11 protein-coding genes are annotated in these 12,506 nt (G+C 50.8%); 9 read left to right on the top strand and 2 right to left on the bottom strand.

Going from position 1 to position 12,506, the window contains the following annotated elements; translation table 11 throughout:
* Positions 1–134 precede the first annotated feature (134 nt).
* From ffh to AC2D8L_RS12025, 6 genes are all read left to right on the top strand, one after another.
* On the top strand, positions 135–1,697 hold the full coding sequence (gene ffh / locus AC2D8L_RS12050; protein ID WP_484685725.1) for a signal recognition particle protein: 1,563 nt from the start codon (positions 135–137) through the stop codon (positions 1,695–1,697).
* Positions 1,698–1,768: 71 nt separating this feature from the next.
* Positions 1,769–2,176, top strand: coding sequence for a 30S ribosomal protein S16 (rpsP, locus tag AC2D8L_RS12045; RefSeq protein WP_484685724.1), 408 nt, complete (start codon positions 1,769–1,771; stop codon positions 2,174–2,176).
* Between the two features lie 29 nt (positions 2,177–2,205).
* Positions 2,206–2,754 carry a ribosome maturation factor RimM gene (gene rimM / locus AC2D8L_RS12040; protein WP_484685723.1) on the top strand — a complete coding sequence of 183 codons (549 nt, stop codon included), beginning with the start codon at positions 2,206–2,208 and terminating at the stop codon, positions 2,752–2,754.
* A complete protein-coding gene (gene trmD, locus AC2D8L_RS12035; RefSeq protein WP_484685722.1) occupies positions 2,751–3,449 on the top strand; it encodes a tRNA (guanosine(37)-N1)-methyltransferase TrmD in 699 nt (232 codons plus the stop codon). Before rimM ends, trmD begins: the two co-directional genes overlap by 4 nt.
* 104 nt (positions 3,450–3,553) lie before the next feature.
* Positions 3,554–4,051 carry a hypothetical protein gene (locus tag AC2D8L_RS12030; RefSeq protein WP_484685721.1) on the top strand — a complete coding sequence of 166 codons (498 nt, stop codon included), beginning with the start codon at positions 3,554–3,556 and terminating at the stop codon, positions 4,049–4,051.
* Positions 4,052–4,069: 18 nt separating this feature from the next.
* Complete coding sequence (locus AC2D8L_RS12025) at positions 4,070–4,897, top strand: sterol desaturase family protein (protein WP_484686402.1); 828 nt, start codon at positions 4,070–4,072, stop codon at positions 4,895–4,897.
* Between the two features lie 635 nt (positions 4,898–5,532).
* Here the strand turns inward: AC2D8L_RS12025 and AC2D8L_RS12020 are convergent.
* Positions 5,533–5,916, bottom strand: coding sequence for a YegP family protein (locus AC2D8L_RS12020; protein ID WP_484685720.1), 384 nt, complete (start codon positions 5,914–5,916; stop codon positions 5,533–5,535).
* A gap of 211 nt (positions 5,917–6,127) precedes the next feature.
* Between AC2D8L_RS12020 and AC2D8L_RS12015 the strand changes: the two genes are divergently transcribed.
* The 3 genes from AC2D8L_RS12015 to rplS all read left to right on the top strand — a co-directional run bounded on the left by AC2D8L_RS12015 (position 6,128) and on the right by rplS (position 8,689).
* Positions 6,128–6,463 carry a helix-turn-helix domain-containing protein gene (locus AC2D8L_RS12015; protein WP_484685719.1) on the top strand — a complete coding sequence of 112 codons (336 nt, stop codon included), beginning with the start codon at positions 6,128–6,130 and terminating at the stop codon, positions 6,461–6,463.
* 7 nt (positions 6,464–6,470) lie between these two features.
* Positions 6,471–7,034: an ImmA/IrrE family metallo-endopeptidase gene (locus AC2D8L_RS12010; RefSeq protein ID WP_484685718.1), complete on the top strand. Its 564-nt coding sequence runs from the start codon at positions 6,471–6,473 to the stop codon at positions 7,032–7,034.
* A gap of 1,142 nt (positions 7,035–8,176) precedes the next feature.
* The gene (gene rplS, locus AC2D8L_RS12005) at positions 8,177–8,689 is read left to right on the top strand and encodes a 50S ribosomal protein L19 (RefSeq protein ID WP_484685717.1); all 513 of its coding nucleotides are present in this window, start codon (positions 8,177–8,179) and stop codon (positions 8,687–8,689) included.
* A 96-nt stretch (positions 8,690–8,785) separates the two neighbouring features.
* Here the strand turns inward: rplS and putA are convergent, their stop codons facing one another.
* Positions 8,786–12,349, bottom strand: coding sequence for a bifunctional proline dehydrogenase/L-glutamate gamma-semialdehyde dehydrogenase PutA (gene putA, locus AC2D8L_RS12000; RefSeq protein ID WP_484685716.1), 3,564 nt, complete (start codon positions 12,347–12,349; stop codon positions 8,786–8,788).
* Positions 12,350–12,506 lie beyond the last annotated feature (157 nt).

Below are 12,506 nucleotides of genomic sequence, written 5' to 3'. Positions count from 1 at the left end.
GTAAGGGGTCAACATCCACCAGCGCGTTGCGCCCGTGGGTGTTACTTGCTTATGGTTTTTGGGCTTTAATTTTATGAGTTCAATACCCATTTGTGAAAGCTCTTATGCAAACTTAGCTTAATGATTGGACCAATATGTTTCAAAGCCTCTCCGACCGCCTAAGCGGTATTTTTGATGGAATTACAGGCCGCGGCGCTCTTTCAGAAGACGACGTGAACAAAGCTCTGCGCGAAGTACGCCGGGCCTTGATTGAAGCTGATGTCTCATTGGAAGTTGTCCGTGGGTTCGTTGAGCAGGTGCGCGACCGTGCAGTTGGCGCCGAAGTCACCAAGTCCATCACCCCAGGCCAACAGGTCGTCAAAATTGTAAATGACGAACTGGTTGCCGTGTTGGGCACAGAAGCGGCTCCACTTGATCTAAAATCCACACCGCCCGTTGCGGTGATGATGGTTGGTTTGCAGGGCGCGGGTAAAACCACAGCGACCGGCAAAATCGCCAAACGCCTTAAAGACAAGCAAAATAAAAAGGTTTTGCTCGCCTCACTTGATACACGTCGCCCCGCCGCGATGGAACAATTGAAAATCTTGGGCGACCAAATCGGTGTCGACAGCCTAGAAATCATTGCGGGGCAAACTCCAGTTGAAATCGCCAAGCGGGCTCAAACCGAAGCAAAGCGCGGCGGATATGATGTTCTGTTCCTAGATACCGCCGGCCGGACCCACATCGACGAAGAACTGATGGAGGAAACCGCCGAGGTTAAAGCGGCGACAAACCCACACGAAATACTTCTTGTTGCTGATGCCTTAACCGGCCAAGACGCGGTAAACCTTGCCCGTTCGTTCGACGAGCGCGTGTCGATCACCGGCATTATGCTCACCCGTATTGATGGTGACGGCCGCGGCGGCGCAGCGCTTTCTATGCGCGCGGTAACCGGCAAGCCGATCAAGCTATTGGGTACGGGTGAAAAACTCGAAGACCTAGAAGATTTCCACCCGTCTCGCGTTGCAGACCGGATTTTGGGCATGGGCGATATCGTTTCGCTCGTTGAAAAAGCCGCAGAAACCGTAAACGCCGAAGACGCGGCCAAAATGGCCAAGAAAATGAAGAAGGGCGTTTTCGATCTTGATGATCTGAAAAACCAACTTCTTCAAATGAAAAAAATGGGCGGCATGGGCGGCCTTATGGGCATGATGCCCGGCATGGGCAAAATGAAAAAGCAAATGGCTGGCGCCAATTTGGACGAGAAAATGTTCGACCGCCAAGTCGCCATCATCCAGTCCATGACCAAAAAAGAACGCGCCACTCCAGCCTTGCTAAACGCCTCACGTCGCAAACGCGTCGCAGCAGGTTCAGGCACCTCGGTTCAAGAAATCAACAAACTGATCAAAATGCACCGCCAAATGGCCGACATGATGAAAAAAATGTCCAAAGGCAAAGGCGGCATTGCCGGCGCACTTGGCGGCATGTTGGGCGGCGGTGGCGGCATGCCAAATATCGACCCATCCCAGATGGACCCTCAAATGCTTGCCGAAATGGAAAAGCAAATGGGCGGCCAAATGCCAGATCTTGGTGGCTTGGCGTCACCAGAACCTGCAAAACAACTGCCTGCCAGCGTTGATGATCTACTCAAAGGCGGCGGCACACCTCGTTTCCCCGGCCTTCCCGGCCTTGGTCCCAAATTTGGTGGCAAGAAATAGTCACCCTTTCATAATCAACAGAATTACCGCCTCGATTGGCGGTTTAAAATCAATCTAAGGAGAAATTAAAGATGGCTACTAAAATTCGTTTGGCCCGTGGCGGCTCTAAAAAGCGTCCTTATTACCACATCGTTGTTGCAGACGTTCGCGCACCACGCGACGGCCGCTTCATCGAACGTGTTGGCGCATATAACCCAATGCTCGCAAAAGACGCTGAAGGCCGCATCAAACTTAACGAAGAACGCATTCAGCACTGGCTTTCTGCTGGCGCACAGCCAACTGACCGAGTGCACCGTTTCTTGGACGCTGCTGGCCTATTGAAGCGCGACGAGAAGAACAATCCAAACAAAGCAAAGCCGGGTAAAAAGGCGCAAGAGCGTTTGGACGAAAAACGTCAGGCTGAAGAAGATGCAGCAGCGGCAGCAGCAGAAGCCGCCGCAGAAGCAGCAGCTCCAGCAGAAGAAGCAGCAGCAGAATAATTTCGCTCTGTTTCACGAAGGAATAAGCCATGGACAGCGACGACAAAAAGTTTACCAAGCGGGTTCTTATGGGCCAGATTGGTGCTGCCCATGGCATTCAGGGTCAGGTGCGGATTAAGTCCCACACAGAAGACCCTTTGGCGCTTAAAAACTATTCGCCATTATCGACCAACCGGCCCGGTTTGGAAATCACCATCAAAAAGGCCCGGTTGAATAAAACCGTCATTATTGCTTCAATTTCAGGTGTCGCCGACCGCACTGCAGCCGAAGCCCTTAACGGGGTAAAGCTCTATGTGAACCGGGATCAATTGCCTGACTCTTCGGATGAAGATGAATTTTATCAAGCCGACTTAATTGGTTTGGAGGTTCGGTTCAGTGACGGCAAGAAATATGGCACCATCACCGCCATTCAAAACCATGGCGCCGGCGATATTCTGGAAATCCGACCGGTTCGCGGACCTTCTGACCTTTTGCCCTTCACCAAAAAGATCATTCCGGAAATCAATGTCGCTGAAGGTTATGTGATCCTTGAATTGCCTTTGGAAATTGAGGTCAAAGAAAACCAAGTGTCTGATTGATGTTTCGCGCTGATGTCATCACGCTTTTCCCTGAATTATTTCCCGGCCCTCTAGGCGCGTCCATCATTGGCCGCGCTATGGACAAAGGTCTCTGGTCGCTCAATGCCACTCAATTGCGTGACTATGCGTTCGACAAGCACAAAAAGGTCGACGACACACCAGCAGGTGGTGGCCCCGGCTTGGTGCTCAAACCCGACATTCTGGCCCGCGCCATCGATGATGTTTCATCAGCCGATGACCCGCGCCCGCGCCTCTTGATGAGCCCGCGCGGCAAACCGCTCACCCAAAATTACGCGAGAGAACTGTCCAAAGGCCCCGGCGCAGTTATCGTATGTGGCCGCTTTGAAGGTATCGACCAACGCGTCATCGATCAGCGCAATCTAATCGAAGTTTCGGTTGGCGATTATGTCCTGTGTGGTGGCGAAGTCGCCGCCATGACCTTGCTTGAAGCGACAACCCGGCTTTTGCCCGGAGTAATGGGCTCGAACGAAAGCGAGATGGACGAAAGCTTTGAGAACGGTTTGCTCGAATATCCTCAATATACCCGCCCTGCCATTTTTGAAGACCAACCGATCCCCGAAGTGGTGACCGGTGGCAACCACAAAAAGCTTGGTGTTTGGCGGCAAGAACAGTCTGAGAAACTGACAAAAGAACGTCGACCCGATCTTTGGAACGCGTTCAAAGGCAAAAACTAGCGCTCGCTCTACAATCTAAGATTGTTATTTGAAGGCGGTTTCTTGCCAATCTTGTGGCATTGATATAAATACTAACAGTTAGTTAACTCCTAGGGGGGCTTGAAGTGCGTAAATTTACCCGATTTTTCATCGCAGTGACCATAATGCTTATACCGTCTATCGGTTTTGCTGGTGCTGTTGTGGTTGTTCCAACTTTTACTTCAAGTCATGAAACCTCAGGATCAATTGGCCTACGTTTTGAGTTCGGCGATACAATCAAACCAAGCATTGTTGGCGCGGTGCGAAGCACACAGACAGACACCAGCAACGGCGTAACAGGCGCGCTCCTTGATGTTGCTGTTCCTATTGTCCCGGGGGAGGGATTTCTTCCCGTCATCAGAATTATGGGCATATTCGGGAACACAAATGTTCAAGGCCTAGCAGGTGTTGGATATGATTTTGGCGACAACCAAGGCATAGTCGGGCTTGGCGTACAGGGGCCATATGTTGATGCCGGCGCACACTTCGGCCTTGATGGCTCGGTCGCACCTTATGTCGGCATATCGACCTATAAGGGCCCACCTGCACGCGGAACTGTTATTGTCGCAGACCCTCCAACCTAGTAAATCGTTGAGTTGATTGTGAAAGAATTCGCCCAGCGCATTCTATACTATCTTTCCCTGGACCAAACACACTGGATATTAACGCTGCTTTTGGTGGCGTTATTCGCGCTGCTTGAACGGTTTTTTCCAAGAATTGACCGCAAAACGCCAAGCGCGCGTGTATTCGCGATTTTGATGGTGGCCATTTGTTCATATGCCGCAATATGGATAATCAAAATATCCATCTATTTTGGTGCAATCACACTATTCCTCAAGCTTCAGATTTTCAGCATCGCCAAGCTCGATATCCCAATTATTGCGGTATATCTCATCGGATTGTTGCTGATTGACTTTATGCTTTTTGCTTTCCACCTGCTTTCGCACAAAGTCGCACTTTTGTGGAAATTGCACGCCATTCATCACGCGGATGAACATGTTGATGCAAAGACCGGGATTTTGCATCACCCACTAGAATCCATCGCGAGTTTGTTTTTTGTCCTGTTCTTTAGCGTTACTTTGGGCGTGCCCGTGATTGCCCTGATCATTTATGGTGGCCTTGCAACGTTTCACAGCCTCTTTTCACATGCCAATATCGCATTGCCGGTTTGGCTTGACCGTATTCTGCGTTTGATCATCGTCACACCCGACATGCACCGCACCCATCATTCAATCGACCATCGGGAAGGCAACTCCAACTTTGGACAAGTTTTTTCCATCTGGGATCGGATGTTCAACACTTATGTCGATCATCCCTCAACCGGCGAAAGCAAGCTCATCATGGGGTTGCCAGCCAATGAGGGGCCAAAAGAGTTTTCGATGAAGGGCCTATTGTTGCACCCATTTGTACGCAAAAATCGCAAGAAGTAACTGCATTTTTGCTTAAGGGTCGAACAGTAGCTTATGAATGAAAATCCATTTCATTCATTGCCGCAACCACTCATCCCCCCTCACCACCCTCGTGCTCGACACGAGGGTCCTGGACATACGCCATTGCCTCCCCGACCCTAATAGGCAAGAGAGACATCATTTCGGCTGATATCAGCCGCTTATGGAGGGGCTACTACACCCCGGGGCCAGCTTGTGGCTAACCTTGAAAGCGACCTTAATCTGATTTGCGAATTATGGGTAGCGGGAGTGTTGCAACGCCGAAATGTGGCGAGGCTTATACGTGATTCTGACGAAATTTTGGATCACGGGGGATAAACCTCCGTGATCCTTCTTGTTCAAGGCGACGCCAACTCAACTGTCACGCATCGTTGTATTGGGATTACGTTTTCCGTAGCCTTTGGAAACGAATTTCCCGCTCACAGCGCTCCGGTGTACACCACCGGTAGAGCCACCACCGACTCTCTCCGACACCGTGGTGCGCGGACTACGCCTGGCATGTCCCTTTGTCACGAATCGCCCTGAAATAGTGCTTCGAGCACGGGTCGCGTTTGATTTTCTAGGCATAATTTTCTCCTTTATGGAGTGCGCTGGTAATCCATACCAACGCACATTTTTCAGGCAACGCTTTCGGCAGTCAGATCAATTACGGGGGCAGTTGATGCATTTTCCCGCACCGAATTTGCACAAGCAATTGCATTGTGTTTCGCAGTATATGTTTCAGAGCGAGCAACGATTTCACCGTTGGACGCCCTAAACCGCGTGAAGAACTGTCCGTCGTTGCTTTGGGTTATTTCCCAACGATACCCACCAGCCGCCTGTCCAACCGTCAGATCAATGATTGGCGCAAAAGGTCCGTTTTGCTTAATAGTACGGATATTGTTGTCAGCGTTAGCGTGAGAGGACAGCCCCTCAGACCAAACCAGAATATCGCTGTTCGTTCTGAATCGAGTTGCGATTTCGGAGTTTGAGTGAAAGTACTTTTCAAAATAGTGAGCCATTGCGACGCACTCCTTGTTCAGTTTGCGTTGTAAATTCCGTGCAGGAAATTATCGCTTTTATTTACAAGACGCTTGACCTAGGAAATAACACATGATTCTCTGTTTCTTAGATAAGACGTCTCAGAAACGAAACGATATTTGTCTCACACAAGAGACACAATGATTTGATTCTCCGTCGGAGTCAAAGTCATTTTTGCATTTTGGGGGAAGAATGCCGTTAGACATTGAACAGCTTGGGAAATTAATCCTCAAAAGAAGAGGCACCGTCGGAATAAGGGCTACTGCCAAAGAGGTAGGCGTTAGTCCCGCAACGCTATCTCGGGTCGAAAATGGCCACCTACCTGATTTGGAGACATTCGCATCCATATGCAAATGGCTTGGCGAGGATCCATCTCAATTTCTCGGATTTACCAAACCTGCCACTTCTGCAACAGCAGTGAGCGTTCATATGCGAAAGAAGAAGACAACGAGTATAGCGACTGCAAGCGCCCTGGGTGAATTGATCATCGCGGCACAATCGGCAATTCGAGATAGAGAAAGTCTGTAGTACTGATATGCGTCGTGGATTTAAAGCCAACGCTGAAAGGCTAGCACTCTCTGCACGAGCCGAAATAGGACTAGACAGCAAACAAAAAATTGAACCAAAACTTTTTCTCAGCCACATGGGAATTACAATATGGACGCCAGAACAGGTTCCCAATTTGAGTCCCGAATGCCTTGATCAGCTGACAAGAATTGATCCAGATTCGTGGTCGGGCATGACAATCCGCGAAGCTGAACAAATAGTTATGATCTACAACCCAGCCCATTCCAACGAACGAAATGCAAATACGTTGATGCACGAATGGGCGCACATAGAATTGAAACATAAGCCAAACCGTGTGGACCGCTCAGAAGGAAATATCCTACTTTTAAGTGACTATCCAACTGATATAGAAGAGGAAGCTGATTGGCTTGCAGCTTCAATTCTAATGCCCCGAGATGGGATCCTATATCACTGCAGAAATGGGCTTGGCCAGAAAGAATTGGCCGCACATTACGGAGTTAGTATAGAGTTGGCAAACTGGCGAGTTAGAATGACGGGGGTTGGCCGACAGCTTTCAAACTCCAGATACTAATTCTCAAAAAACTTATCCCCGCCCCCATAAACCTGTGCCATCATGCCCCCATCTTTCATTTAACCACGCAGCTTGCCGACGGGCAGGAAGTGGTCGGGTTGGCATACTGACCCACTTGTGGGGTTTTGATCAGACCAGCCTGTTGGAAGATGGTGATGGGTCGCAAGACGTTTGCGGCTTGGCACTTTTCAACATCATATGTCCTGCCAGACACCGAAGGCAGCCATAAGTCATCGAACGGCAAGTTGAAGCCGTTCTTGGAAGTTTACCTCGCGTTGCGTATTGTTTTTACGCGCCGCCGTCGCAGGCTTTGCCTGCTACCCCGGCACCGGACCCTCCGGCGGGACCCCCGCCAACTGGTGCGTCCCACATGCACCGACCAAACGGGAAATTCGGCCAACGTTTTGGCCGCCCTGCCGGAGGGGCAACAAATCTCATAGGCGGGACACACTAGTGTGTAGGCCGTCATGAGATTTGTGGTACGCCCCGTGAGGTAAAATAAACCAAATGACCGTTCAACGGGTCATGATGCAGGTAATGGGATAAAAGGGTTTAGCACCCGAGGGCAGTTGGGATGAAAGGCCAATTCACCACATGCGAGGTCATTATGGTCTCATTAAAATATTTTTCGCGCATAACGAGACAATAAAGACCTCGCATGCTGCACATATTACATTACCGCCGTCGCGCCTTCGGCGCTACCCCGGCACCCCCGCCGGGTTCACATTTCCGCCGGATCAACGTCGCCTGCGAATGCAGTGTGGCGGGTATGGTGTTGGGGTTTGTTTTACCTCAGGGCCACAGGCCTTCGCCCGCCTTGTCCCTCACTTGCTCGGCATTTGTGTTGGACACCAACTGGCGGCACGTAAAATGCTCGGGGTGCCGGGGTCAGCCTGCGCGGCGTGAGCGCCAGAAAATGCGAGCGAAGCGAATGACGGCGGCGCGAAAAAAGAGCCGCAAGGCAAAATATCAAAAACAAACATTCTATTTCATCAAAAACGCAAGCAACCCATAGACTCTGTAGGTATTTTGGAGTATAGCCCACCAATCTATTTTGTCATAAACACCAAGCCCGGTGTAACCGCCCCTTCTGGCTAGACTTTTAGGGACGCTCTGATCGGCGAGAATCAACGGACGAAAAAATGAATATTATCCAACAGCTTGAAAAAGAGCAGCTCGAAGCACTTGCCGCAAAACGCGAAACACCTAATTTTTCTCATGGTGATACGGTTAAAGTTTGGGTGAAAATCCGCGAAGGCGACAAAGAGCGTTTGCAAGCCTATGAAGGCGTTGTAATTGCCCGCTCTGGCGCTGGCCTAAACGAAAGCTTTACAGTTCGCAAAATTTCATACGGCGAAGGCGTTGAGCGTGTATTCCCGCTTTACTCACCTGTTGTCGACAAGATCGAAGTGCTGCGCCGCGGTAAAGTCCGTCGTGCGAAGCTTTACTATTTGCGTGAACTACGCGGTAAATCAGCTCGTATCTTTGAATCAACAAACGCACGTACCAAAAAGATTCAAGACGGCGAACGCGAAGCAGCATCAACTGCAAAAGCAGCGCGTGAAGCTGAAAAGGTTGCAGCTAAAGAAGCAGCTGAAGCGGCAAAGGCCGCCGAAGCAGCAGCTGCGGCTGAAGGCGAAGCAAGCGCTGAATAATCAACGCTTAATTCTCCAAGTAGAATTTGAAAAACCCGGCTCAATGGCCGGGTTTTTTGTTGGTTTATACAGCTGCACCCTGAAGCAGAAAAACGCCTAACTCGACTGCGCCAAAAGCGATGCGTTGCCGCCCGCTGCCGTCGTATCAACACAAATCGCGCGCTCATGCACAAAACCAGCCACATCAAACGCATCGCTAATCACCGGCACAATTGGGCCATCGCGCTTGGCCAAATTCTGCCGCACCTGCCGCCCAAGTGCGCCAGCGCCCGCAAGGCCAATGCCGTCAATTTCAAGTTCCGCCAAAATTGCGGGATCAATTGATCCTTCAATGATTGAAATTGGCGCACCTAGCATCCCCAATTGAGCGAGTTGAATGGAAACCTGCTCGGTCACCACCACGACATTATTGCCCCATTTCAAAGCAGCCTTCGCCAACTCCACCATCGCCTCACCCGTTCCAACAATCAAGAACTTGCCCCGAGATGTGTAGGAAAGACGGTTATATTCGCCCGTCGGCCCCGGCAAATCATATTGCATCTGCGCAGGCGCCAAACCGAGAAGTTCAGCCCGATCATCGCGCTGGACCCAGTCGGTAACATCAGTTGCAGCAAAGGCATCTTTGATCTTCGTTGCAGATATGCTCGCATCACCAACGTCCAAATCTTTAAGGGCGCTATCGGTTCTAAACCGGTTGAGATAATTCGGACCGCCCGCCTTCGGGCCAGTGCCGGAAAGGCCTTCACCGCCAAAAGGCTGAGACCCTACAATCGCACCGATTTGGTTTCGGTTTACATAAAAATTGCCAACCTTGATTTTTGAACCAATCTTCTCAATTCGCTCATCCATCCGCGTATGCAGACCAAATGTCAGGCCAAACCCGCGGGCATTTATGTCGGCAATCACATCGTCAATTTCATGGGCCTTAAAGGTTGCCACATGTAAGATCGGACCAAAAATTTCCCGCTCCAGCGCATCAATTCCAGAAACTTTGAACAGATGCGGCGCGACGAAATAACCCTTCTCCGGGGCCTTCAATTTTTTCACCAAATGCCCGGCATTCTCCATCTTCGCGCAATAGGCCAAAATGTCGGATTGTGCCTCAGCGTCGATCACCGGACCAACATCAGTTGCGTCATCCCATGGGTCACCAAGTTGCAACGCGTTCATCGCGCCGGTGAGCATTTCAATCAAATTTTCCGCGATATCCTCTTGCACATAAAGCATGCGCAAAGCCGAACAGCGCTGGCCCGCACTTTGAAACGCTGAGGCGACAATGTCGCGCACGGCCTGTTCCGCGAGGGCCGTGCTATCAACAATCATCGCATTCAGGCCGCCCGTTTCAGCTATGAGCATAGCGTCAGTATCCGCGGTTTTGGCCAATTGCATATCGATCAGCTTGGCGACTTCGGTTGAACCGGTAAAGCACACGCCGCCAATGCGGGGATCCGCGGTCAGCGCTGCGCCAATATTGCCCGCCCCTGCGGTGAGCAACAACACATCCTTTGGCACGCCAGCTTCATGCAGAATTGAAACCGCAAGCCCCGCCATCAATGGGCTCTGTTCGGCAGGTTTTGCCACAACTGCATTGCCGGTGACCAACGCCGCCGCCACCTGTCCGGTGAAAATTGCCAACGGGAAGTTCCATGGGGAAATACAGGCAATAACGCCGCGCGGCGCGCCATTTGCTTCAGCTTTTAGGCCCTCATTCGCATAGAATCGCAGGAAGTCGACTGCTTCGCGAACCTCCGCAATCCCATCAGGCAAACTCTTGCCCGCTTCCCGGGTGGCCAGTGCGAAAAACTCAGTTGCCCGCTCTTCAAACATTGTCGCCGCGCGATTTAGAATTCCAGCGCGATCAACAACGTCCGTTTTGCCCCAGGCCTGTTGGCCGATAAGCGCAACATCAACCGCCTTGGTCACTTGCGCCCGCGTGACATTTTGAACGAACCCGACAATTTCGCTCGGATGTGTTGGGTTAAAAATCGGCTGCTCAGTCGCGCCATCACCTAAGGATTTACTTGCCTTCGCCCTCCATTGAAACGGCGCAGCAAATTTTCGGCTATCGAGATGGATTTGTTTGACGTCACTAACGTCCGTGAAATCCCAACCTTTGGCATTTTGTCGACCAGCGCCAAAAATGTCCCGCGGAAATGGAATATTGTTGTTATGCACCAATTGGTGGTCGTGGTGCGCCCCAATCGGGTCTGACACAATTGCCCGCGGTGGGATATTTTTGTCATAAGCTTGATTGACGAAACTTGAGTTCGCCCCATTTTCCAACAAGCGGCGAACCAAATAGGCCAGCAGGTCCCGGTGTGCGCCGACCGGCGCGTAGATCCGGCAACGGGTACCATTTTGCTGACGCAACACGTCATGTAATCCTTCGCCCATCCCGTGCAAACGCTGGAATTCAAACCCCTCACGATCATTGCCCGCCATCCGTAAAACGGCGGATGTCGTATGCGCATTGTGGGTTGCGAATTGAGGATAGATTCGATCGGTCATATCCAATAGTTTGCGCGCGCAAGACAAATAGGAAATGTCCGTGTTGATTTTACGCGTAAACACCGGATAACCAGACAGGCCCATAACTTGCGCGCGTTTAATCTCGGTGTCCCAATAGGCCCCTTTAACCAACCGCACCATAATTTTGCGATCAAGTTTTTGCGCCAGTGCATGCAACCAATCGACAACGAACGATGCGCGTGGGCCATAGGCTTGCACGACAACGCCAAACCCATCCCAACCCTCAAGTTCTGGATCAGCCAACACGCGCTCGATAATATCAAGCGACAGATCCAAGCGATCCGCTTCCTCGGCATCAATATTGAGCCCCATTTGGGCTTTGGCGGCGGGTTTGACCAACTCGATCACCCGTTCAACCATCTCATCAACGACCGTATCGCGTTTGATATATTCATAGCGCGGGTGCAGCGCTGAAAGCTTGATTGAGATTCCAGGGTTTTTGCGCACATCACCAAAGGTTGCATTCTTTGCCAAACGCTCAATCGCATCCAAATAGGCTTTATGATAACGTTGCGCGTCTTCCTCGGTCTTGGCGCCCTCGCCAAGCATATCAAATGAATATGTGTAGCCCTTGGATACCGGACCAGCGCCATTCTTAAGCGCTTCATCAATGTCGCGCCCCAAAACAAATTGAGATCCCATAATGCGCATAGCCTGACCAACGGCCGTGCGAATTAAAGGCGCGGACAAACGGCGGCTCATTTGTGCAATCGGCTTTAAGATGCCCGGGCCGTCATCATCCAACAAAGCGGATGTCACAACCAAACCTAGCGTCGACGCCTGAACCAAAAAACTTTCGGCAACACCCAGATGTTTCAACCAATCTTCGTCGACAATTTTATCAGCAATAAGATCATCAACGGTTGGGCCATCTGGCACCCGCAACATTGCCTCTGCCAAACACATGAGGGCTACGCCCTCGTCTGTCGACAGGCCATATTCGGCCAAAAACGTTTCCATGAGGCCTTGTTTTGACTGATCGCGCAGCGTGCTGACAAGATTTGCCGCGTCGTCAACGATGGCCGATCGATCCTCTGTACTCAGCTGTGCATGAGCGATTAGCTTTTCAATGATCTCAGCCTCATTCGGCAAGTAATGGGCCCGTATTTCTTCGCGAATTTGATCCAGCATAGCCTCAATCTCCTCAGGTCAGATCAGCAACGACCTGCCGCAAAATCTATATTTGGCCTAATTTATCACCGAAACTCTGGTCTATTGTCCCGTTTTCTGGCGACAAGCAGTGAATTTGCCGCTATGTAACCTAGATTAACAATCCAAATGAACCACC

Source organism: Maritalea sp. YIW29 (assembly GCF_057219265.1).
This window is presented reverse-complemented; position numbering and strand designations above follow the sequence as displayed.